The organism is Agrobacterium sp. YIC 4121 (genome assembly GCF_002008205.1).
Lineage (GTDB): Bacteria > Pseudomonadota > Alphaproteobacteria > Rhizobiales > Rhizobiaceae > Agrobacterium > Agrobacterium leguminum.
On the sequence record NZ_MRDI01000001.1, the window covers coordinates 158,049 to 180,703 of the forward strand.

Sequence of the window (22,655 nt, forward strand, 5' to 3'; positions counted from 1 at the left end):
GAAAAGCGAAAAAACTCCAAGCGGCGTTTCCCGTCTGAAATGACCGACGCAAAAAGGGGGCCTTTCGGCCCCCAATCCATAGGTTCAATCTGAAAGCCCGGCTCAGAACTCCGTCCAGTCCTGATCCTTGGCAGCCGGTGCTTCGGCAGCACCGCCGAAGGCGCGGGCGAGGCTCTGGCCAAGGGCACGGGCCGGCGAGGCGACAGGCCTTGCGGTTGCGGAGGCCGATTTTACCGGAGCCTTGCGGGCCGGTGCGGCCGGCGCGGACTGGAAGGCGGGTCTGGCGGAAGACTGGCGCGGCGCGGAATAGCCGCCGGCACTGGCAACGGCAGCGCGTGCGCCATCCATTCTGAACTGGCCGAGCAGGCTGTTAAGCGCTTCCGCTTCGCGGGCCAGCGAATGGCTGGCGGCGGTCTGCTGCTCCACCATGGCGGCATTCTGCTGCGTGCCCTGGTCCATGGTGTTTACGGCTGTATTGATCTCCTGCAGGCCGGTCGCCTGTTCGCGGGCAGCGACAACGATGGCGCTGACATGGGCATTGATCTCCTCGACTTCCGCTACGATGAGTTCCAGAGCCTTGCCGGTCTCGTCGACCAGATTGACGCCGTTTTCCACCTGCTGGCTGGAAGCGCCGATCAGCGTCTTGATTTCCTTGGCGGCATTGGCGGAACGCTGGGCAAGTTCGCGGACTTCCTGCGCAACCACCGCAAAGCCCTTGCCGGCATCACCGGCGCGAGCGGCTTCGACGCCGGCGTTCAGCGCCAGCAGGTTGGTCTGGAAGGCGATATCGTCGATGACACCGATGATGTTGCCGATTTCGCCCGAGGACTTTTCGATTTCGCGCATGGCAGCAACCGCCTTGCGGACCACGACGCCGGACTTTTCCGCACCGGCGCGGGCGCGCTGGACCAGATTGCCGGCATCTTCCGCGCCGCGGGCGCTATCGCGCACCGTGGTGGTGACTTCTTCCAGCGCTGCGGCGGTTTCCTCGATGGAGGCCGCCTGCTGTTCGGTGCGGCGCGACAGGTCGTCGGCGGCGGAGAGCATTTCCGAAGCGCCGGCATTGATCGCGGCTGCGTTCTCACCGACGGTGCGCAGCGCCTGCTGGAGTTTTTCGACAGCACTGTTGAAATTCACGCGAACCGGATCGATGGCAGGCGCAAAAGGCGTCTCGATGCGATAGGAAAGATCGCCATCCGCGAGAGCAGCAAGGCCCTTGCCAAGCTCGGCGCTGGCAAAAGCGCTGGCGGCCTCGTCCTTGGCCTTTTCTTCCTCGTTGCGGCGGCGTTCAGCCTCCGTCGCGGAGCGCATGCGATCGGTCTCGCCGGCAAGGCGGGATTTTTCCAGCCCGGCTTCCTTGAAGACCAGAACGGCCTTCGCCATCTTGCCGACTTCGTCGCCACGATCCGTGGCCGGAACTTCCGTCGTCAGATCACCATCGGCAAGCCTGCTCATCGCCGCCGTCATGCCAACGATGGGCGTGACGATGGAGCGCGACAGCGCCCAGATGAGGGCAACGGCCAGAAGACCGGCAACGGCACCGCCACCCAGAAGCGCATATTTCAGGTTCATTGCGGCGGCCTGCTGTTCTGCCGCGTAAGCGGTGGACAGGCCGTTCAACTGTTCCTTGATCTTGGCGGCGGAGGCGCGGAAGCCATCGAGCTGGCCCTTGGCCTGATTGCGGCCGATCTCGATAATTTCGGAAATCGGCGCTTCGGTCGTCTTGCGTGCGGCGATCTGCGGTTCCGCCAGTTCCTTGAAGAACACGGTGGCGGATTTCTGCATGTCGTCGATGGATGTCAGAATGTCCGGCCGGCCGACGGCCAGCGCGCGGGCTTCGTCCAGCTTCTTCAGCATCAGATCGCGCTGGGCGAATACATCGTTATAGGTGCTGTCGCTGCGAAACAGCAGGAAGCCGCGCTGATTGACGGCCTGTTCCAGCATGGCTGCCGTCGCGCCATCCACGGCCTGGATGATATCCTTCGTACGGTTGTTTTCGATGGTGACACGCTCGCTCCCCAGCGTCTGCCAGAATACGACCGCGGACGCGAGCAGGCACACACTCATCAAGGCACAGAAGGTGGCTATGAGCTTCAGATTGATGGGGAGGTTTTTAAGCGACATCGCAAACTCTCTCGGCGACCCGATGCCTCGAAGCAAGCGTCTGCGCTGCAACGGCCGCAATTTTGTGGATGGGAGGAGATGCCGTCATGGCAGGTTCCGGTGGCCGCACGGGCCTTGTGCACAAAGTGCAATACAAGCCTTTATATTGGATTAATCGAACATTCTGACTTTGCGGTGCAACATCAATGGGCGACAGCGGGCATCGTCGGTCCCTTTCAGCGATAAATCGCTTGCATCGGCGGGGTTTGGCGGTCATTGACACGGGACCATGTCCAAAACATCTGAAAATGAACGGCTTGACCAGCTTCTCGTGTCGCTCGGCCACTTTGCCAGCCGCTCGCGTGCCCGCGACGCGGTTGCGCGCGGCACCGTGAGCGTCAACGGCAAAATCGTCACCAAACCGAGCCAGACCGTCGCTGGCGATGCCGAAATCGCCATCAGCGATCCCGCGCAGGCCTATGTTTCGCGCGCAGCGCTGAAGCTCGTAGCCGCGCTCGATCATTTCCGGCTCGATCCGAAGGGCCATGACTGTCTCGATGTCGGCGCTTCGACCGGCGGTTTCACCGAGGTGTTGCTGGAGCGCGGCGCCAAACACGTCACCGCCATCGATGTCGGCCACGGGCAGATGCATGCCAGAATCGAGAACGATCCGCGGGTGACCAATCTGGAAGGGCTGAATGCGCGCTTCCTGACGGCGGAAGATATCGATGACCGGCCCATCGGCTTCATCGTCTCCGACGTGTCCTTTATTTCGCTGAAGCTTGCGCTTGCGCCGGCACTCGAGCTTGCGGAAACCGGCGCTCTCGCGGTTCTGCTGGTGAAGCCGCAATTCGAGGCGGGGCGTGACGCCATCAGCAAGGCCGGACTGTTGAAAGAACCGGAAACGGCGCCTGCCGTGGCCGCCGAACTGGAACGCTGGCTGACCGAGGACATGGGCTGGAAAAGCCTCGGCCTCATTCCCTCGCCGATTTCCGGCGGCGACGGCAACATCGAATTTCTTCTCGGAGGCGAAAAGCCATGAGCACACAGACCGTCACCATCAAGAGCCTCGGCGCGCAGGGCGACGGCATCGCGCACTGTCCCGACGGCCCGGTCTATGTGCCCTTCGCGCTGCCCGGCGAAACGGTCGCGATTGCGAAGGTGAAAGATCACGGCACCGTCATGTCGATAACGGAGGCCTCGGCGGAGCGCCGTGAACCGGCCTGCCGCCATTTCGGCCCCGATGGCAAGAACGGCACCTGCGGCGGCTGTTCGCTGCAGCATCTTTCCGATCAACCTTACCATGCCTACAAGCGGGAGCTGGTGGTTTCGGCACTGAAATCAAAGGGCCTGACGCCGCCGGTGGACGATCTCGTCATCTGTCGCCCCGGCGAGCGCCGCCGCGCGGTGTTTGCCGCCCGCAAGACGGAAAAGGGTCTGCTGCTCGGTTTCAGCCAGGCGAACAGCCATCACATCGTCGCCATCGAGGAATGTCCCGTCACCTCGCCCGGCATCGTCTCGCGGCTGGATGCCATTCGCGCCATCGGGCTTTCCATGGTGGCGAATGCCGAACCGTTTCGCATCACCGTTCTCGAAACGCTCTCGGGCCTAGATATTTCGGTCGAGGGCATCAAGTCGGTCAGCGACAAGCAGCGGCGCACCCTCACGGAAACGGTGCTCGCCATGCGCGGCATTGCCCGTGTTTCGCTCTCGGGTGAAATCCTGATCGAACCGCAAAAGCCGATCATCGAATTCGGCGGCGTTGCGGTTTCACCCCCGGCCGGCAGTTTCACGCAGGCGACGAAGCAGGCGGAAGACGCCATGGCCGAGCTGGTGCTTGCCCATATCGGCAAATCGAAGCGCATTGCCGATCTCTTCTGCGGTTCCGGCACCTTCGCGCTGAGGCTCGCACGCATCGGCAAGGTGCATGCGGTGGAAGCAGAAGACAAGCCGCTGAAGGCGCTGGATTTTGCCGCCCGCAACACGCAGGGCCTCAAACCGGTGAGCGTCGAGAAACGCGATCTCTTCCGCCGACCGCTGATGACAAGCGAACTGAAGAATTACGATGCAGTCGTGTTCGATCCGCCGCGCGCCGGTGCGGAATTCCAGTGCAAGGAACTGGCCCGCAGCACGGTGAAGAAGATCGTTGCGGTGAGCTGCAATCCGCTGACGCTTGCGCGCGATCTCACCATCCTTATGGAAGGCGGCTATCGCATCACCCGCGTCACGCCGGTCGACCAGTTCCTGTGGTCGCCGCATGTGGAAGCGGTGGCGACGCTGGAGAAATAATCACCAGGCCGTATCGACCGTGCCGTTACCGACCACGCCCGAGCAGCGGCAGGCGCCGCCCACGCGGCCCCGCTCGATAGGGCAGACATAGGGCCGGCGGCGATTGGCGCTCTCCGGCGGGGTGATGACGCAGACGAAACGGGCGCGGCGCTGGCGGTCGCGATTGCGGCCGGAATAATAATCCGAGCCATCATCTTCGGTAATGACGGATTGCGCCAGAATGATATTGCCGGCGGAAGCCGCCGGAGGGCGCGTTATAGCCGCCGCTTCGGTGACAGTGGCGGCGCAGAGGAAGACGGACAGGGCGAAAACGACGGGACGCATGCGGGTGGCTTTCGGGCGATGACGTTGCATTATTTAACCCAACCGATATTGCCCGGTTGCTTAACCGCAAGGAATTCCTGCCGGAACGCTTAACGACGCATGAATGCCTCGAAGGCGGCGCGCGCTTCGGCGCTTTGCAGTTGCGCGATGAAATGGCGGCCTTCCTCTTCGATGCGGGCGAGAAGATCGTCCGGATTGCCGCGAACCAGATCGCGGGCGATCTTCAGCGCCTGCTGCGGTTTGGCCGCAAGCCGGGTGGCAAGCGCCAGCGTTTCGCTCTCCACATGTTCAGGGGCAACGACTTTCCAAATCATTCCGGCCTGCAATGCCTGCTCGGCGGAAAAACCTTCGCCCATGGCAAGCAGCGCAAAGGCGCGCTGGTGTCCCATCAGCTTCGGCACGAGCAGGCTGGAGGCCGCTTCCGGCACCAGCGCCAAATCCACGAATGGGGTCTTGAACAGGCTGCGGCTGGAAGCGACCGTCAGGTCGCAATGCAGGTTCAGCGTCGTGCCGATGCCGATGGCGAGCCCGTCGACGCCGGATACCATTGGCTTGTCGAAAGCGACGAGCGCTTTCAGAAGCTCGAGCGCGGCGAGCTTGCCCTTGCCGCCCGACATGGCGAAGGCCAGAAAATCGGCCATGTCGTTACCGGCGGAGAAGCAGCCTTCCGTGCCGAGAAAGGCGACGACGCGGATTTCCGGGTCCGCATTGGCGGTTTGCAGGGCGTCTGCCATGCGCAGATACATGGCATCGGTGATGGCGTTTTTCTTGTCCGGCCGGTTGAAGCGGATGGTCAAAACTTCCGGCGCATGGCCGACGCGCTCGACGAGAATGTGTTCGTCCGACATCTGAGCCTCCTCAAGCCAATACGGTGCGGGCGGCGGCAAGGCTTGCCGCGCCGGCGATAACGCGATCCTTCAGCGCCGCCGTTTCCCCCAGCAGATTTTCCGCTGCGAAACGGCAAAGGGCTGCGCGATGCCCGCTCCTGCCATCATCGACGGCGGCCAATGCGCCCTTGGCGAGATAGGCGCCGGTGAGCGCCAGGCCGAAGAGGCGCTGATAGGGCGTCGCGCCGGCGAGCGCAGTTTCGGTTTCGCCTGCCTTGATGCGGTCCAACAGCCAGTCAGTCGCCGTTTCCAGATCGGCAAGGCTTGCTTCGAGATAACGGCCGGTCTCGCCGAGATCGTCGCGGTTCGACGCGGCTGTGCGGGCGGCGATCTCACGCAGTTCGGCGATGAAACCGCGCACCTGCGCGCCTTCGGAGAGCGGCAGCTTGCGCAGCACCAGATCGATGGCCTGAATGCCATTGGTGCCTTCATAAATCGGCGCGATACGGGCATCGCGCAGATAACGCGCCGCACCGGTCTCCTCGATGAAGCCCATGCCGCCATGCACCTGAATGCCCATGGAGGCGACATCGACGCCGGCATCGGTGGAGAAGGATTTGGCGATGGGTGTCAAAAGGGCAGCGCGCTCCTGCCAGTGAGCGCGCTGCCGGGCGTCTTCGCTCGCGTGCGCCATGTCGATGGCGTGCGCGCAGCTGAAGGAAATTGCCCGCGATCCTTGCGTCAGCGCCTTCATCGTCAGAAGCGTTCTGGCGATATCGGGGTGTTCGATGATCGGGCTCATGCCGGAACCCTGCCAGCCGGGCGCCTTGCCCTGCGTGCGCTCCCTGGCATATTCGATGGCCTTCTGAGTCGCCGCTTCGCAGATCGCCACGCCCTGCATGGCGACGGCAAGGCGGGCGTTGTTCATCATGGTGAACATGCAGGCGAGACCCTTGTTCTCTTCACCGACCAGCCAGCCGAGAGCGCCCTTCTCTTCGCCGAATTTGCCGTCGCCGAAGATCATCGTGCAGGTGGGCGAGCCGTGAATGCCGAGCTTGTGTTCGAGCGAATGGCAGAACAGATCGTTACGGCTGCCCGGCGCACCGTTTTCATCGGGCAGGAATTTCGGCACGAGGAAAAGCGAGATGCCGCGCGTGCCGGCCGGCGCATCCGGCAGGCGGGCGAGAACGAGGTGGATGATATTGTCCGCCGCGTCGTGTTCGCCCCAGGTGATGAAAATCTTCTGGCCGAAGATGCGGTAGGTGCCGTCGCCATTGCGCTCCGCCCGGGTCTTCAGGACGCCGAGATCCGAACCCGCATGCGGCTCGGTGAGGTTCATCGTGCCTGTCCATTCGCCGGAGACGAGTTTCGGCAGATAGGTGCGCTTGAGGTGATCGCTGCCGTGGGCGACAAGGGCTTCCACCGCGCCCATGGTCAGCGTCGGGGCCAGCGCAAAGGCCATGGAACCGGAATTCCACATTTCGAGTGCGGCGACATTCAGCATATGCGGCAGGTTCTGGCCGCCGAATTCTTCCGGCGCCGTCAGGCTGTTCCAGCCCGCTTCCGCCCAGCGGCGGTAAAGATCGGCCCAGCCATCCGGTGTCGTCACCTTGCCGTCGGCAAGCTTTGCGCCCTGGCGGTCGCCGATCTCGGCGAGCGGCGCGACCTCTGCGGTGGCGAAACGGCCGGCTTCGTGCAGAATGGCATCGACCAGATCTTCCCCAAGGTCTCCCAGCGCACCCGTCGACAGCGCGTCTTCGAGACCCGCTACATGTTTGAGTGTGAAGGCGATATCGTCCACCGGCGCGCTATACATGCTGCCTCCTCCCGAAGCTCTGGCATCTTGCTACTGCCTTCGGGCTAAATGATTTTTACGTAAACGTCAATTTGAAAATTCCCGTCATTTCGGCGGGATTGTTATAAAACTGTCATATTAATTTGCTCAGCATGCGCTGAAAGGCGCCTCGCCGCACGCCGCTCCCACCCCGGAACGACAGACGCCTCCCTCCTCCCATCCAGCCGGTCAGGACTGCCACGATGGATCTCGTAACACCCGTTATTCCCGGCCTCGTCTGGGCCTATCACTTTCATCCCGGCACAGCCCCCTGCCGGCGGCTCGCGCCCGATGCCGGCTTTCACGAAATGGCCGAGTGCGAAGGCTTCTTCTGGCTGCATCTCAATCTCGCCGATCAGCGTGTGGCGGGTTTTCTCGAGACCATACAAGGTCTCGATCCGGCGGCGCGGGCAATCCTCACCACCCATGAGACGCATCCGTCCATCGTGGTCGATGAAAAATCGCTTTACGGCACGCTTGTCGATTTCCAGCGGGAATTCGACAAGGAAACGCGCGATTTCGGCTGGCTGCATTTTGCGGTGAGCGACCGTTTCATCATCACCACCCGCCTGCAGCCGCTGCATTCGGTAGACCGGCTGAAAGCGGCGGTCGACAAGAATTCCAACCGTTACCTCACGCCATCACATGTGTTCGAGGGGCTGGTGGCGGAATTCCAGCGCTCGCTCATCAATCTGGTGATGGAGACGACGGAAGAACTGAACGCCATCGAAGATATGGTCTATGACAGCGAGAACCGTGACGAACGGCGGCGTCTTGCCCCGCTGCGCCGCACGGTGGTTCGCCTGCACCGGCATCTGCGCACCGTCCTGACCCTGATGCGGCGGGCTTCGGCCGCCGATGATGACGAGATGCCGAATGGTTTCGAGGATGTCGCCTCACGCCTGATGGGCCGTCTGGAGGCTGTCGACCACGACGTCTACGCCCTGCAGGAGCGGGCAAGGCTGCTGCATGAAGAAATCGATTCCAAACTCTCGTCCGAAACCAACCGGCACCTTTATATCCTGTCGCTGATGACGGCATTCCTGCTGCCGCCCTCGCTGGTCACCGGTTTCTTCGGCATGAATACGGATGAGCTGCCGTTTACCGTCGGCACGGGCGGCACATTGTCGGCCAGCATCTTCATCGCGATTTCGGTTGCTCTCGCCTGGTTCGTGCTGAAACGCGCGCGAATCCTGTAACGCAAAGAGCCGCCCGGCAATGACCGGACGGCTCTTTCAATTTCAGCCTGTATTCTATCAGCTGTAAGGCGAATAGCAGGGCTGGCGCGGACCATGGTAAGGCTGGAACGTGTTGCTATAGGCATCGTAGGAACGATAACGGCCATAGCACCAGTTCACATGCGCCTGGCTCAGCCCGCCGCGGCGGACCGGGCGATATTCGCGATAGACCGGGCGCGGACGATATTCCGGTACCGGGCGGTACACTTCACGCGGCTGCGAGAGTGCGCCGCCGATGATCGCGCCCGTCGCAAAGGCTGCGAGCGGGAACCAGTAACCGTCATGGTGACGATAGCCCGGACGGTAATCGCGATAACCACGGTGGCCGCGATACCAGCCGCGGCGATCGCCCCAGCCATCGCGATCACGCCAGTATTGGACGTTGACGATGTTCTTGCTGGCGTCGTTGCCGGTGGATTCAACGCTCTTCGGCGCGACGGGCACCGGCATGGCGGCTTCGGCCGGAACGATCGCGCCTGCAACCACGATTGCAGAAAGACCGACAGCCAGGATATTCTTCACATAGCTTTTCATCTGACTTCCTCCATTCACGACGGTCGACAGGCCGTATAACGTGAATTTTTGTTGTTCTGATTTCCGCCTTTGTGTGGGCGGTGTCGTATACTTCTACAGCCTAGGGACGTGTGGCTGAACCCACGATTAACGGAGCGATCACGCTTCGTTTATCAAAACCCCGACAATTCCGGGCTCAGACAAAAGCCCGGTAAAGACCGGGCTTTAGCTTTTGCAATTAACGGCTGTATGGCGAGACGCAGATGCGACGCGGGCCGCTGTTGGGCTGATAGGTGTTGTCGTAGGCGCGATACGAACGCCAGCGGTTCTGACACCAGGAGACATGGCTGCCGCCATACGCCGGACGGGGCTGCTGCATTGCGCCGCCGATGATAGCGCCGGTGGCAAAAGCAGCGAGCGGGAACCAGTAACCGTTGTGATAACGGTAGCCCGGACGACGGTCACGGTAGCCGCGGTGACCATTGTAAAACCCGTCGCGATGCGGGGGCGGACGACGCATATGACGACCGTCCCAATGGCGGCGGCGATCCCACTCACGGTACTGTACGGGCACAACGTTTTCGGTCGCTACCGCCGGCTTGGAGATTGGCACCGGCACCTGAAACGCCTGCGATGGCGTGAAGCTGGTGAAGAACACGACAATCGCTGTAGCGACGCTCGTTGTCCGGAAATTCAGCATGATCTTCCTCCATTTGCTTTGACGCCTTTGTCAGCGCCTTTCACCGCTCTCTTGCCGGAGATCAGGGTCAGCCCCTTGCCCGAGAAGAATTCGATGACGTGCAAACGAGTTTCGGAAAATTTGGTTCCAAGACACCCATCCGGTGAAAGACGTATGAAATGAAACGCCTGCTCGTATCAGGCTTCCACCTTTACGTCGGTCAACGGGCGTGAGCAGCAGGCGAGAATATAGCCCTCCTCGATTTCCTCATCGAGAATGCCGCCATTGTGGTTCATCTCCACCTCACCGGAAAGCTTCAGCACCCGGCAGGTGCCGCAAATCCCCGATTCGCAGGCCGCCCCGATACGGACCCCGGCGGCGCGCGCCGTCATCAGAACCGTCTGGCCGGGCTGACAGGGCATTTCTTTGCCGGAAAGGGTGAAGCCCACCATCGACAGCGCTTCGCCATCCGCACCGGTGAGAACTGTTTCACCAACGGTGACCGGCGCGGCCGGCGCGAAGCTCTCCTGATGATAGCGGCTCATGTCGAAGCCGGAGGCATCGAGCATCGAGCGGACGGCGGCCATGAACGGCTCCGGCCCGCAACAGAAGACGGTGCGCTCCATGAAATCATGCGCGAGCAGCGCGATCTTGGCCTTGTCCACCATGCCCTTCAGGCCGGACCACAGATCGGTGCGGCCGCATTTCTCGACAATGAAGCCGAGAGACAGGTTCGGCATGAAGCGGGCGAGATATTCCAGCTCGTGACGGAAGACGATATCGCCGGGTGTGCGCGAACAATTGATGAAAGCAATATCGCTCTGCGGGGCGCGGTCGCTCATGTCGCGCACCATCGACATCATCGGCGTAACGCCGGAGCCTGCCGAGATGAACAGATATTTGTCGCCGGGATGCTTGACGTAGGAAAAGTCGCCGAGCGGCCCGAGCGCCCGGATTTTCATGCCGGGCTTCAGATTGTCGAACATCCAGCGCGTGCCGATGCTGTTGGCCTGTGCCTTAACCGTGACCGACAGCGCATAGGGCCGCGACGGGCTGGAGGACAATGTGTAGGTGCGGTAAAGCGGCTCCTTGCCCACCGGCAATTCCAGCGTGACGAACTGCCCCGGCAAATAACGGAACCAGTTCTGATCTTCCGAGCGGAACAGGAACGTCATCACATCAGGCGTCTCGGGCGTCACCGAGATGCACTCCAGAAGCTGGAGCTTGTCGCTCCATGGCTTCATCTCGTCAATATGCTTATAGGTCACAACCATATTCATCTTCGCATCACGCTACAGCCGAAAGCCGGGCCTTATCGCCGGAGAGCCGGTCGACCATGAAATCGGAGTACCAGTTGACGAACTGCATCACGCCGCCCTCGTCCTCCATGGAATAGGGGCCCGGCTCATAGGCGGGGGAACGAATGCCGAAGGCATTTTCCTCGACGATGCGGCGGTCCTGATCGTTGGTCTCGTTCCAGACATGGGTGAGGTCCTCGAGATCGTAGTCCACGCCTTCGACGGCATCCTTGTGCACCAGCCATTTGGTGGTGACCATGGTTTCCGTGGCGCTGAGCGGCAGCACCCGGAAGGAAATGGTGTGGTCGCCGAGGAAGTGGTTCCAGGTCGTCGGATAATGGAACAGGAGCAGCGCGCCGATATGGCTGATGCTGACATCGTCAGACAGCGGCCGGCGCACGGCGCGCTTGCCGGACATGGTGTAGCTTTCCGCCTCGCCGATCAGCGGCATGCGGGCGACGCGGAACTGGCCCTTTGGGTCGATCTTGAAACGGCTCGGCAGGCCGGCGGCCTCGCAGCGCGCCCAGTGGCCGCCGATCTCGGGATCGCTCGCCCCGCCGTCCGTTCCCGTGACGCTCGGGTTTTCGGGATAGGTGCGGCAGAGTTCCGGATGGTTGGCGGCGCAATGGTAGCACTCGCGGTTATTTTCCCAGACGAGCTTCCAGTTACCCTTTTCGATGATCGTGCTCTCATGCGCGACCTTCGCCTCCCAGATGCGGTGCGGCGCCATGTAGCTCTCGACTTCCTTGCGCATGGGCTCGAAATCGGCCGGCTGATCGGCAAGGCAGATGAAGACGTAACCGGCGACGGTTTCGCAGGCGACCGGCTTCAGGCCGAAATCGCCCTTGTCGAACTCTTCGCCCATATGGCGCGCAAACAGCAGCTTGCCGTCGAGATCGTAGGTCCACTGGTGATAGGGACAGACGAGGCGGGCAGACTGGCCCTTCTGTGTGGTGCAGACGCGCGAGCCGCGATGGCGGCAGGAATTGTGGAAGGCGCGGATCTGCCCGTCACGGCCGCGAACGATGACCACGGAATAGGCCCCGACCTGCACGGTGAAATAGCTGCCGGATTTCTGCACTTCGCAATCATGGCCGACAAACAGCCAGTCGCGATACCAGATCGTTTCCATATCCAGCTTGAAATAATCCGGGTCCGTGTAGAAGGGCTGTTCCAGGCTGAAGCCTTCGCGGCGGTTTTTCAGCTGGCGCAATACGGTATCACGCAATTCCATGGCCAAATCCTCGATCAAACCGCCCTGCCCGACACCATTTGCGGGGTTGCGGAAGCATGTGCTCATCTAAACACCGGCGCTCATTTGCGGCAGCACAAACAGCGACATTACCTTCCGCATTGGCGACAAATTGCGACATGCTCAATTCGCCCTCTCAGCCCATTCCGCTGGGAAATCCAACAGCTATTCAATGACGGAAATGACGTCGCAATATGACGCATGATGGCGCGCGTCCTGCTCCCCACCCGTTAGAAAACGGGGGATGCGGCGCAACGGAGTATTAACGCGCCCTAAATTATCTTGCCGGATCGACAGCAACGAGGGTGTTCCCGGTGGAGAAGGCGACACGCATACGCTATTTCGATGCGAGCAGGCATTCGGTCACACCGATACGCTCGAAGACCGCGCATTCCGATTTCCTGCGCACAGGGCGTATCAGCCGTTATGAAGAACGATGGCTGCCGAAAGAACGCGTCTATTACAGCCATGACGAAGTGGCTGCGCTGACCGGGCGAAAGCTGGAAGCTGCCGCCGATGCCACCCATAGCCGTCTGAACGGCTTTCACCAGTCCATCCGTTTTCCCAAGATGGTTTTTCACCATCTGCTCAATGACCGGCCGCATCTCGGCTATTGTCACGTCACGGCGGCGAAAACCAGCTTCGATGCCGAGCGCCATGTGCTCTGGTCCTTCTATTTCGCGAATTTCTTCGCTGAGCTGAGCGGGGCCGAAAACTTCTTCGAAAATATCGATGCGCGCTATTCCCGGATGTATTTCGCCGTCGCCATCAACGCGCTTCCCGATCAGGAACTCGCCGTCGATACCTCCGTGCATCGCGGCGGCCTGCTGTTCCAGACCCACGATCCGCGGGTGGCGCTGAAAAACGTGCTCATGCTCGGCGCGCGGTCCGAGGAGATGCGCAGGATCATCAAGGCGATATAAAACTTTCCATAGGCCTCTGAAATACGCTATTGACCGCCCTGAAAGGCAGCATCATGGCGCGTCATATCGATATAGAGAAAGAGCGGGAAACGGCCCTGCAGGCATCCGTGGCGGAGCTTGCCGCCGGTCAGCCCATCGCCCTGCCGACGGAAACCGTCTACGGCCTTGCCGCCGACGCCACCAATCCGGCGGCGATTACCCGCATTTACGAGACAAAAGGCCGGCCGCAGTTCAACCCCCTGATCTGCCACATGGCCGATATCGCCATGGCCGAACGTTACGCCGTCTTCGACCCCATATCGCTAAAGCTGGCAGAAGCCTTCTGGCCGGGCCCGCTGACGCTGGTGCTGCCGCTGAAACCGGCGAGCGACATTCATTCGCTGGCGACAGCCGGCCTCGATACGGTCGGCATTCGTGTGCCGCAGGGTTTTGCCGGCGATCTTATCCGCCGTTTCGACAGGCCGCTCGCCGCCCCCAGCGCCAATAGTTCCGGCAAGATCAGCCCGACAAGTGCCTCCCATGTGGAGGCGGATCTCGGCCAGAAGATCAATCTCATTCTCGATGGCGGCGCGGCCGCTGTCGGTGTCGAATCCACCATCGTCAAGGTGGAAGAGGATGGCCGGGTGCGGCTGCTTCGTCCCGGCGGCATCGTTACCGCGGACATAGAGCGCATTGCCGGCAAACGGCTTGAACGGCCGAAAAAAGCAGCCGCCGCCATTGAAGCGCCGGGAATGCTGGCCTCGCATTACGCGCCGGGTGCGGCCGTGCGCCTTCACGCCACATCGGTTCTGCCGGGCGAAGCGCTGATCCGCTTCGGCGGCATCACCGTTGCCGGCGAAGAGACGGCGCGCACCGTGCTCGATCTCAGCCCTTCCGGCGATCTTTCCGAGGCCGCCGCCAATCTGTTCGATTATCTGAAAGCCGCCGATGCAAGCGGCGCAGACATGATCGCCATCACCGCCATTCCTACCCACGGTCTTGGAGAGGCGATCAACGACCGCCTTTCCCGCGCCGCCGCGCCGCGAGGCTGACGGCACCCAATCCTTTCGCCCATGTTTCAAAAGACAGCGAGACGCCGCCCATGACGACCACCGCCATCCCCTCCTCCGACATCCTCGACCGCTTTGCCGCCATTGTCGGCGAAAAAAACGCGGTCCGCGACCCGGCGGAAATGGCGCCGCGTCTGGTGGAAAATCGCGGGCTTTATCGCGGCGCCTCGCCGCTGCTCATCAAGCCCGGTTCGGTTGAAGAGGTTGCTGCCATCCTGAAGCTGGCCAGCGAGACCGGCACCGCCATCGTGCCGCAGACCGGCAATACCGGCCTCGTGGGCGGCCAGACGCCACGCGCCGAAGGAACAGATATCATTCTGTCGCTGGAGCGCATGAACCGCGTTCGCGATATCGATCCGGTCGCCAATATCATCGTCGCCGATGCCGGCTGCATTCTCGATGACATCCACAAGGCTGCTGATTCCGTGGAGCGGATGTTCCCGCTGTCGCTCGGCTCTCAAGGGTCCTGCCGCATCGGCGGCAATCTCGCCACCAATGCCGGCGGCACGGCGGTGCTCGCCTATGGCAATATGCGCCAGCTTTGCCTTGGGCTGGAAGTGGTGCTGCCGACTGGCGAAATCTGGAACGGGCTGCGCCGGCTGAAAAAGGACAATACGGGTTACGATCTGCGCGATCTCTTCATCGGTTCCGAAGGAACGCTTGGCATCATCACCGGCGCGGTGCTGAAACTCTTCCCGAAACCGCTCGGCCATCAGGTGGCCTTCGCTGGTCTCAGCTCCACCGAAGATGCGCTGAAGCTGTTCGAGATGGCTTCCAATCTCTGCGGCACGGCGCTGACCGGTTTCGAACTCATGCCGCGAATCGGCGTCGAATTCACCGCGCGGCATATTCCCGGCGTGCGCGATCCCCTGGAACAGCCGCATGACTGGTACGCGCTCATCGATATTTCCACCTCCGACTCGGCCGAAACGGCAGATAGCATGATGCAATCGCTGCTGGAGCGCGGTTTCGAGGCCGGGCTGGTTCAGGATGCGGTGATCGCCGCGTCCGAAGCGCAGCGGCAGGCGCTCTGGCACATGCGCGAAAGCATGTCGGAGGCGCAGAAACCCGAAGGCGGCTCGATCAAGCACGATGTTTCCGTTCCGGTGTCGAAAATACCGGAATTCATGGCGACGGCGGAAAAGGCGGTTCTTGCCGCCATACCCGGCGCCCGCGTCTGCGCCTTCGGACATCTGGGCGACGGTAATATTCACTACAATATTTCCCAGCCGGTGGGTGCCGACAAGGCCGAATTCATTGGCCGCTGGCGGGACATGAACGAGATCGTGCATGGCATCGTGCTGTCGCTGGGCGGTTCCATTTCGGCCGAACACGGCATCGGGCAATTGAAGCGCGACGAACTGGCCGCCATCCGCCCCGGCATCGAAATGGAACTGATGCGGCGCATCAAGCACGCTTTCGATCCCGCCGGCATCATGAACCCCGGCAAGGTTCTGGCCGGGTAAAGCAGGCCCCGAGGTTAGGCCGAGGCCCGCAGCGCCCAGGCGGGCACCATTTCCGCATTCAGCCGGCGCGGTTTCTGCGCGCCGACAAATTGCGTCAGGCTCATGCCCGATTTCGCAATCGACACGGCATGCTTCTTCGGCAGAAGATACCCATGTTCCAATGGCGGAATACGTCGCAGCATACGGCTGAAGACATTGCGCCGGTGATAGCGAGAGGGCGAGAAACGGGCCGGCTGCGCGCAGATCGCCACATATTCGAGAATCTCGTCGATCCAGCCCGCCTGCGGGCGCGCGCCCGGCTCGATCAGAAGCAGCCAGCCGCCGCGTGCGGACTTCACGACGTCTTCGATATCCCACTGCCCATAAAAACGGCAACCGGCGGCATCGGCGACGCGCGACGATCCATCGCGCGAACCGTGATCGAGGATCACAACATCGCTTACAAGCCCTTCCACGGCCCCGGTTACAAGCGCAGACAATGTGTGCGCCAGTTCCGGCTCGTGATCCCGGCATTCCATTATGACTGTCAACATCTGCATAGCTCTAACGCATCGCACAATAAATTGCCACTATGCTCATCGCGGTAAAAATACGCGGCTTCCCATGCCCACCGACCGCACGGCCTCCGACGTGGCCCTGCCCGTCGCGGTCACCCATCCTTCTCTGAAGAACGGCCGAATTTGCAATTTTGTTCTTGTATTGTTCTCATTCCTGATGTAGGAATTTAATCATTCGGAAGGCGGTTGAAAGCCTGTCCGGATGGAAACGGTTTAGGGCGTTGAGCGGGCCTTGAGAGGCGTGCGGCGTCCTGGGAGCATCCAGATGAGAAACCATACGCTTTCGGGGCAGGCTGCCTTCCAGCCGAGCCATATGCCGGATATTGCCAATGCGCTGGCCGATGCATCCGGCCTGCGCATTGAGATCGACCGCCGTCGCGGCCGTGGCGCCGGGCTGAACCCGGATGGACGCTTCGAGACCCTGCAGCACGAGGTTTTCGACGATGGCTGGCAGACTCTCGAGGACATGCCGGAATTCCGCACCGAGGTGCAGGTGGAAAAGCCGCGCAGCATCATCACACGCAATGAATCGCCCGACATTCCCTTCGACCGCTCCATCAATCCCTATCGCGGCTGCGAACATGGCTGCATCTATTGCTTTGCGCGCCCAACGCACAGCTATATGGGGCTTTCGGCCGGGCTGGATTTCGAGGCCAAGCTTTTCGCCAAGCCGGATGCGGCGAAGCTGCTGGAACGGGAACTGGCAAAGCCGGGCTACAAGCCGCGGGTGATCGCCATCGGCACCAATACCGACCCCTATCAACCGATCGAGCGCGAATGGCGCATCATGCGGCAGATACTGGAAGTGCTGGCCAAAGCCGATCATCCCGTCGCCATCGTCACCAAATCGGCGCTGATCAAGCGGGATATCGATATTCTGGCGCCCATGGCCAAAAAGGGGCTAGCCAAGGTCGGTATTTCCGTCACCACGCTGGACCGGAAGCTTGCACGCAACATGGAACCGCGCGCCGCCACGCCCGAGAAGCGGCTGGAAGCCGTCAAGGCGCTGACCGAGGCCGGCATTCCCGTGGCCGTTATGATTGCGCCGGTCATCCCGGCGCTTAACGATCATGAGATCGAGCGTATTCTCGAGGCCGGCAAGGCCGCCGGCGCCACCGAAGCGTCCTACGTGCTGCTGCGCCTGCCGCTGGAGGTGAGCCCGCTGTTCCGCGACTGGCTGCTGCGCAACTATCCAGACCGCTACCGTCATGTCATGTCGCTGGTGCGCTCCATGCGCGACGGCAAGGATTACGACGCGGAATTCGGAAAACGCATGAAGGGCGCCGGCCCCTATGCCTGGCAGATCGGCAGGCGTTTCGAGATGGCGACAAAAAGGCTCGGCCTCATCCGCCGCGGCATCCATCTGCGCGACGATCTCTTCGTGCCGCCGGGCGGTGCAGGCGTGCAATTGTCGCTGCTTTGAAAGACCGAGGCTGAAAACAACTCCGCCTGATCGAAGCACCATACGGAACGTGCGGCGATATCAGGCAGAACATGACAGGAAGCGGCGGCCTCTTTTTTAGACTGGCCACGCTCCCACGACATGCCCGGTGGGTTTTCCCTGGCCCGCCGGACATCGCTCCCGGAACCGCCGCCTCGCGTGCGATCGTTTTTCCTCCGCCGCCCCGTTGGAGGATCAAAGGTCATGATGACCTTCGGGGCACGGCGAGCCACGCCCCTTGACCCCGGCTCACCGCGCCCGTCATCGCCCGCTTCCGGGGGCTTGCAGGAGATCGGGTGTGTGTGCCAGTTTCGCCGCATGAAACGCACGGCCACACCCGATTCTCCTGCTCTTTTTGATATTGCCGATACCGGTCCGGATTTTTCCTTCGAACTGGAAGCGAAAAAGAAGGGCCTCTGGCCCGTGGCCGGCACGGATGAGGCAGGACGGGGACCTCTGGCCGGACCGGTGGTTGCGGCCGCCGTCATTCTCGATCCGGACAATATTCCTGAGGGGATGGACGATTCCAAGAAGCTGACGAAGCAGAAGCGGGAAAGCCTGTTCGTACAGATCATGGAAACCTCGATCGTATCCGTCGCCTCTTCCGGCCCCGGCCTGATCGACAGCATGAATATCCTGCGCGCCAGCCTCGACGCCATGCGCCGCGCCGTGCTCGGTCTCGAAATCTTCCCTGCCCTCGTTTTGGCCGACGGCCGCGACCGCCCGCCCGGCATCGCCTGCGAGGCCAAAGCCGTCATCAAGGGCGATTCCCGCTCCCTCTCCATCGCCGCCGCCTCGATCATCGCCAAAGTGACCCGCGACCGGATGATGGAACGCGCGGGTGTGGTGCACACATCCTACGGCTTTGAAGGCCATGCTGGTTACGGCACTCCAGCCCACCTGCGCGCCATCGAAAGCCACGGGCCTTGCCCGCTGCACCGGATGAGCTTCAGGCCGCTGAAGCGGGATTGATGACAAATAATGGAGTTCCAGCCAGAACCTCCGCTATCGACCCGATCTGGACATCGACGAGCAACTATGTGCACCGTAAATCATGTCCCTGACGCAAGACCTCGAGAAAATTCTGGAAACTGTCCTGCCAACCGATCCCAGTTTTCGGCGGATCGAACAGGCGACGATAGACAGCTGCATTTGTGACACTCGACGATACGCTTTGGAGGGCTCCAAAGAGGCCTTTCTGTTCTCCGCGATGCGCCTGCTCGCACTTCCCGACAACGGACACACACGGATGATCCCGAACGATTCCATCTCGGTGCTCCCGCTGAGGTTTGTCAGCCTCGGAACGGTGGTGCAGTTAACTGACACGGCACTGGAAACGACTGCGCCAAGAGGAGAGCTGATAGCAGTCAACGGCAGACCTTTGGGCCATATTGAAGCCGCCGCAGAGAAATTTCTGGCGGGAACGCGCCAGAGGAAGCGGGTCATCGGACCGATTCTTCTGGCATGGCCGTATGCGTTGGCCCATCTCGGTTTTTCTTCAAAAGAGAATACGACCGAATATCGCGTGAAAGACGAGAATGGGCGAATAACCGATTTGAAAGTGGAGAACGGGCATACGGTTCCTGCATCGATGCTCTACCCGAGAAACGAGCATGGCAAGGCTGATCCGGCCTGGAAGCCCGAGAGATTTGTGGAGATCAAGGACTGGCAGGGGCTTGGGCTTTCAATATCATTGCCAAGTTTCTTCGATCCAGGCGAAACTGCGCTGCCGAAGGCCATCTCTGGTGCAGCGGAGCATGTAAGCACCTGCCCGAACAAAAAACTCTTGATTGACGTTCGCGGAAACACGGGTGGCGACTTCCTTCAAACGATGCCCTTGATCGACGCCATCTCTGAAAACGCAGGCGGGCAGGTTGCTGTGCTTGTCGACAAATTCACGTTTTCCGCAGCGATAGTGTTCGTAGCCATCCTCAAACATCGTTTGGGACGTAGGCTCAAACTTATCGGGGAAGAAATGGGCGACGGGTTGAGGTTTTTTGCCGAGGGAGGGTTGCTGGATTTGCCGATCAGCGGAGCGGTCGTTCGATACTCATCGGCCTTTCACGACTGGGAGAACGGAACCAGCGACGAGACCACACCGGTTGAGATCGCGCAGCAACTGGTCCCGCTAGGAAAACTGAATTTGGATTGGGAATGGATCGTAAGGTCTACTGCTGAGAATGCACAAGGCGCGTTCTATCAACAAGTTCTAAAGAGTCTGAACGATTAGACGAACGGCGGCTAAGCCCACACTGTTGACGGTCGACCCTTGGAAAATGCTGCGCCAGGCATGGAATGGCCGCCTTCGCTTTCGGCGCCGCGGCAATCAGGCGATGCACACTTCATCCGTCCGCTTCTGGCGCAAAGCGGAAACGCAATCCGACATTCAGCATCAAAAACACTAGAGCCGATCACCGCCACCTCCGAGGGAGGCCTGCTGGAGCGCATGCCGCATTTCCATAGCGCAGGCGGCACCATATCCCGAACCAGCTTTTCCACCTCAAACGAAAAACCCCTCACGGCTTGCGCCGGAGGGGTTTTGAACAATACCGAGATAAATCTCAGTTCAGCTTCGACTTCACTTCGCCGATCGTGGCGGTGAAAAGCTTGGCCTTTGCGGCGGCGGTGGTCTTTTCGGCAATGAGCTTCTCGGAAGCGGCAATGGCGATATCCACGGCGGCGGCGCGGACGGCGCCGATGGCGTCGTCTTCGGCCTGCTTGATCTTCTGCTCCGAAAGGGCCGTGCGGCGGGCGACGAATTCTTCCGTCTTCTGCTTGGCTTCTTCCGTCAGGGCTGCGGCTTCGCGCTCGGCGGCGGCAACGATACCTGCGGCTTCGGCTTCTGCTTCCTTACGCTTGCGCTGATATTCGGCCAGCAGGTGCTGGGCCTCTTCGCGCAGGCGCTTGGCTTCGGCCAGCTCGTCCTGAATGTTCTGGGCGCGCTCGTCCAGAGACTTGGCGAGCATGCCGGGAACCTTGAGATAGGCGACCAGAACGAAGAAGAGGACGAGACCGACGAGAGCGAAAAATGATGCATCAAATGCCATATCAGGCTCCCTTCACGTTCGAAGCGGCGGCAATCGCTGCCTTCACATCCGTGTCCTTGACCTTGGCGCCGACCAGCTGGTCGACGATGGCGGTCGCGGTTTCTTCGGCGATTGCGCCGACATCGGCGAATGCCTGTTCCTTGATGCCGGCAATGCGCTTTTCGGCGGCGGCGAGCTTTTCAGCAAGACCGGCTTCGATAGCGGCGCGGTCGGCATCGGCCTTCGCCTTTGCGGCGTCACGGGCCGCAGCGCCGATGGAACCTGCCTTGGCGCGGGCTGCCGCGAGTTCTTTTTCATAGGTTTCGACGGCAGCGTCGGCTTCGCTTTTCAGCCGTGCCGCTTCATCGAGATCCTGTGCAATGCGTCCGTGGCGGTTTTCGAGAATGCCGCCGACGCGCGGAACGATGACCTTCTGCATGAGCAGGTAGAAAAGGCCGAACGTGATCGCCAGCCAGAGAACCTGCGATGCATAAGTAGACTGATCGAACGGCGGGAATACGCCGGAAGCGCCGTGTTCGGCGCCGTGCGCCACACCGGTTTCCGTGTGCGTGGCTTCCGGTTGCGGCTGGCCGACAGCCGGAGTTTCCGTATGCGTTTCACCTACGGTCGGTGCTGACTGGGCATAAGCCTCGGTCACGAACATGCTCACCTCCAGGGGTACTGCAAATGCGAAAGATCACGGCACGCCATTTGCGGGCCGTGATCCAGACCTGATGCCGATATTAAACAGCGAACAGGAGAAGGAGAGCAACGAGCAGCGAGAAGATGCCCAGAGCTTCCGTAACGGCGAAGCCGAATACCAGACGGCCGAACTGGCTGTCGGCAGCAGAGGGGTTGCGCAGTGCGCCGGACAGGTAATCACCGAAGATACGGCCGAGTGCGAGGGACGTACCAGCCATGCCGAGGCATGCGAGACCTGCGCCGATGTACTTTGCTGCTTCCGCTTCCATGTGAGACTCCTTGAGATATTGGTTGTTGCGGCTGTTTTTGACGCCCGTTGCCGGGGCCAGCGACTTTACTTCTCAGTGACCACCATGCACGGCGTCGTTCAGGTACATGCAAGTCAGTACCGCGAAGACATAAGCCTGCAGGAAGGCAACGAGAAATTCGAGAGCGGTCATGGCGACCGTCATGATGAGAGGCAGGACAGCACCGCCGACACCGAGCGCGCCGAGCGCGCTCATGGAGGCGACGAAGCCTGCGAAAACCTTGAGAGTGATGTGGCCGGCCAGCATGTTCGCGAAGAGACGAACCGAAAGGCTGATCGGGCGCGACAGGAACGAGATCATTTCAATCGACGCCACAAGCGGCAAAAGCGCCTTGGGCACGCCCGAGGGGGCGAAGATGCCGAAGAAATGCAGGCCATGCTTCCAGAAACCGTAAACCAGGACCGTGCCGATGACGAGGCAGGCGAGCGCGAAGGTGACGATGATCTGGCTGGTGACCGTGAAGAAATACGGGAACATGCCGAGAAGGTTGGCCGTCAGCACGAACATGAACAGCGAGAATACGAAGGGGAAGAACACCATGCCCTTTTTGCCGGCGCCTTCGCGCAGCATGGAGGCGATGAACTCGTAGGACATTTCAGCAACGGACTGCATGCGGGTCGGGATCAGACCGCGGTTCGACGTTGCGAAATAAAGGAAACCCGAAGCAGCAGCCACGGTCGCGACCATGAAGAGCGACGCATTGGTGAAGGAAAAATCGACGCCGCCAATTTCGATCGGAATGATCGGCTGCACCAAGAACTGATGGGTCGGATCGTTTGCCACCGGCTGCCCTCTTTACCTGTCGCCGCACATTGCGGCATCTCAA

General features: G+C 61.1%; 22 protein-coding genes. 9 read left to right on the forward strand and 13 right to left on the reverse strand.

The window, feature by feature from the left end; genetic code table 11:
* Nucleotides 1-102: 102 nt before the first annotated feature.
* Nucleotides 103-2,124, reverse strand: coding sequence for a methyl-accepting chemotaxis protein (locus BTE54_RS00880; protein ID WP_078051178.1), 2,022 nt, complete (start codon nucleotides 2,122-2,124; stop codon nucleotides 103-105).
* A 268-nt stretch (nucleotides 2,125-2,392) separates the two neighbouring features.
* Between BTE54_RS00880 and BTE54_RS00885 the strand changes: the two genes are divergently transcribed.
* Together BTE54_RS00885 and BTE54_RS00890 are read left to right on the forward strand one after the other, a co-directional pair.
* Nucleotides 2,393-3,145 carry a TlyA family RNA methyltransferase gene (locus tag BTE54_RS00885; RefSeq protein WP_065654332.1) on the forward strand — a complete coding sequence of 251 codons (753 nt, stop codon included), beginning with the start codon at nucleotides 2,393-2,395 and terminating at the stop codon, nucleotides 3,143-3,145.
* Nucleotides 3,142-4,392 (forward strand): class I SAM-dependent RNA methyltransferase, encoded by a 1,251-nt coding sequence (locus BTE54_RS00890; protein ID WP_078051179.1) that lies wholly within the window; start codon nucleotides 3,142-3,144, stop codon nucleotides 4,390-4,392. The genes BTE54_RS00885 and BTE54_RS00890 overlap by 4 nt, the downstream gene beginning before the upstream one ends.
* Here the strand turns inward: BTE54_RS00890 and BTE54_RS00895 are convergent, their stop codons facing one another.
* From BTE54_RS00895 to BTE54_RS00905, 3 genes are all read right to left on the reverse strand, one after another.
* Nucleotides 4,393-4,716 (reverse strand): hypothetical protein, encoded by a 324-nt coding sequence (locus tag BTE54_RS00895; protein WP_078051180.1) that lies wholly within the window; start codon nucleotides 4,714-4,716, stop codon nucleotides 4,393-4,395.
* Between the two features lie 89 nt (nucleotides 4,717-4,805).
* On the reverse strand, nucleotides 4,806-5,564 hold the full coding sequence (locus tag BTE54_RS00900; protein WP_078051181.1) for a crotonase/enoyl-CoA hydratase family protein: 759 nt from the start codon (nucleotides 5,562-5,564) through the stop codon (nucleotides 4,806-4,808).
* A gap of 10 nt (nucleotides 5,565-5,574) precedes the next feature.
* Nucleotides 5,575-7,359, reverse strand: a complete 1,785-nt coding sequence (locus BTE54_RS00905; RefSeq protein ID WP_078051182.1) for an acyl-CoA dehydrogenase — start codon at nucleotides 7,357-7,359, stop codon at nucleotides 5,575-5,577.
* Between the two features lie 221 nt (nucleotides 7,360-7,580).
* Here BTE54_RS00905 and BTE54_RS00910 point away from each other — a divergent pair, with 221 nt between their 5' ends.
* Nucleotides 7,581-8,576: a transporter gene (locus BTE54_RS00910; protein WP_078051183.1), complete on the forward strand. Its 996-nt coding sequence runs from the start codon at nucleotides 7,581-7,583 to the stop codon at nucleotides 8,574-8,576.
* Between the two features lie 57 nt (nucleotides 8,577-8,633).
* Here the strand turns inward: BTE54_RS00910 and BTE54_RS00915 are convergent, their stop codons facing one another.
* The 4 genes from BTE54_RS00915 to BTE54_RS00930 all read right to left on the reverse strand — a co-directional run bounded on the left by BTE54_RS00915 (nucleotide 8,634) and on the right by BTE54_RS00930 (nucleotide 12,339).
* The gene (locus tag BTE54_RS00915) at nucleotides 8,634-9,149 is read right to left on the reverse strand and encodes a BA14K family protein (protein ID WP_065654338.1); all 516 of its coding nucleotides are present in this window, start codon (nucleotides 9,147-9,149) and stop codon (nucleotides 8,634-8,636) included.
* A 217-nt stretch (nucleotides 9,150-9,366) separates the two neighbouring features.
* Nucleotides 9,367-9,828, reverse strand: a complete 462-nt coding sequence (locus BTE54_RS00920) for a BA14K family protein (RefSeq protein WP_065654339.1) — start codon at nucleotides 9,826-9,828, stop codon at nucleotides 9,367-9,369.
* A gap of 176 nt (nucleotides 9,829-10,004) precedes the next feature.
* Entirely contained in the window at nucleotides 10,005-11,087 is a 1,083-nt protein-coding gene (locus tag BTE54_RS00925; protein ID WP_035237666.1) for a hybrid-cluster NAD(P)-dependent oxidoreductase, read from the reverse strand.
* 7 nt (nucleotides 11,088-11,094) lie between these two features.
* Nucleotides 11,095-12,339, reverse strand: coding sequence for an aromatic ring-hydroxylating dioxygenase subunit alpha (locus BTE54_RS00930; protein ID WP_078051484.1), 1,245 nt, complete (start codon nucleotides 12,337-12,339; stop codon nucleotides 11,095-11,097).
* A gap of 332 nt (nucleotides 12,340-12,671) precedes the next feature.
* On the opposite strand from BTE54_RS00930, the gene BTE54_RS00935 reads away from it, so the two are divergent.
* Genes BTE54_RS00935 through BTE54_RS00945 form a run of 3 tightly spaced genes read left to right on the forward strand, consistent with a single transcriptional unit; the run spans nucleotide 12,672 to nucleotide 15,795 of the window.
* Complete coding sequence (locus tag BTE54_RS00935) at nucleotides 12,672-13,280, forward strand: DUF6656 family protein (RefSeq protein ID WP_065654341.1); 609 nt, start codon at nucleotides 12,672-12,674, stop codon at nucleotides 13,278-13,280.
* 53 nt (nucleotides 13,281-13,333) lie between these two features.
* On the forward strand, nucleotides 13,334-14,311 hold the full coding sequence (locus tag BTE54_RS00940; RefSeq protein ID WP_078051485.1) for an L-threonylcarbamoyladenylate synthase: 978 nt from the start codon (nucleotides 13,334-13,336) through the stop codon (nucleotides 14,309-14,311).
* Nucleotides 14,312-14,361: 50 nt separating this feature from the next.
* On the forward strand, nucleotides 14,362-15,795 hold the full coding sequence (locus BTE54_RS00945) for an FAD-binding oxidoreductase (RefSeq protein ID WP_078051184.1): 1,434 nt from the start codon (nucleotides 14,362-14,364) through the stop codon (nucleotides 15,793-15,795).
* Between the two features lie 14 nt (nucleotides 15,796-15,809).
* On the opposite strand, the gene BTE54_RS00950 is transcribed toward BTE54_RS00945, so the two are convergent.
* Nucleotides 15,810-16,328 carry a hypothetical protein gene (locus BTE54_RS00950; RefSeq protein ID WP_003521054.1) on the reverse strand — a complete coding sequence of 173 codons (519 nt, stop codon included), beginning with the start codon at nucleotides 16,326-16,328 and terminating at the stop codon, nucleotides 15,810-15,812.
* A 289-nt stretch (nucleotides 16,329-16,617) separates the two neighbouring features.
* On the opposite strand from BTE54_RS00950, the gene BTE54_RS00955 reads away from it, so the two are divergent.
* The 3 genes from BTE54_RS00955 (at nucleotide 16,618) to BTE54_RS00965 (ending at nucleotide 20,023) form a co-directional block, all read left to right on the forward strand.
* Nucleotides 16,618-17,775, forward strand: coding sequence for a PA0069 family radical SAM protein (locus tag BTE54_RS00955; RefSeq protein ID WP_198939041.1), 1,158 nt, complete (start codon nucleotides 16,618-16,620; stop codon nucleotides 17,773-17,775).
* 336 nt (nucleotides 17,776-18,111) lie between these two features.
* Nucleotides 18,112-18,765: a ribonuclease HII gene (locus tag BTE54_RS00960; RefSeq protein ID WP_078051185.1), complete on the forward strand. Its 654-nt coding sequence runs from the start codon at nucleotides 18,112-18,114 to the stop codon at nucleotides 18,763-18,765.
* An 82-nt stretch (nucleotides 18,766-18,847) separates the two neighbouring features.
* On the forward strand, nucleotides 18,848-20,023 hold the full coding sequence (locus tag BTE54_RS00965) for a peptidase S41 (protein ID WP_078051186.1): 1,176 nt from the start codon (nucleotides 18,848-18,850) through the stop codon (nucleotides 20,021-20,023).
* Nucleotides 20,024-20,354: 331 nt separating this feature from the next.
* On the opposite strand, the gene BTE54_RS00970 is transcribed toward BTE54_RS00965, so the two are convergent.
* The 4 genes from BTE54_RS00970 to BTE54_RS00985 form a co-directional block, all read right to left on the reverse strand.
* A complete protein-coding gene (locus tag BTE54_RS00970; RefSeq protein WP_020810758.1) occupies nucleotides 20,355-20,840 on the reverse strand; it encodes a F0F1 ATP synthase subunit B in 486 nt (161 codons plus the stop codon).
* A gap of 1 nt (nucleotide 20,841) precedes the next feature.
* Nucleotides 20,842-21,483, reverse strand: a complete 642-nt coding sequence (locus tag BTE54_RS00975; protein WP_059760786.1) for a F0F1 ATP synthase subunit B — start codon at nucleotides 21,481-21,483, stop codon at nucleotides 20,842-20,844.
* A 79-nt stretch (nucleotides 21,484-21,562) separates the two neighbouring features.
* Entirely contained in the window at nucleotides 21,563-21,790 is a 228-nt protein-coding gene (locus BTE54_RS00980; protein ID WP_003494147.1) for a F0F1 ATP synthase subunit C, read from the reverse strand.
* A gap of 72 nt (nucleotides 21,791-21,862) precedes the next feature.
* Entirely contained in the window at nucleotides 21,863-22,612 is a 750-nt protein-coding gene (locus BTE54_RS00985) for a F0F1 ATP synthase subunit A (protein ID WP_003521045.1), read from the reverse strand.
* Nucleotides 22,613-22,655 lie beyond the last annotated feature (43 nt).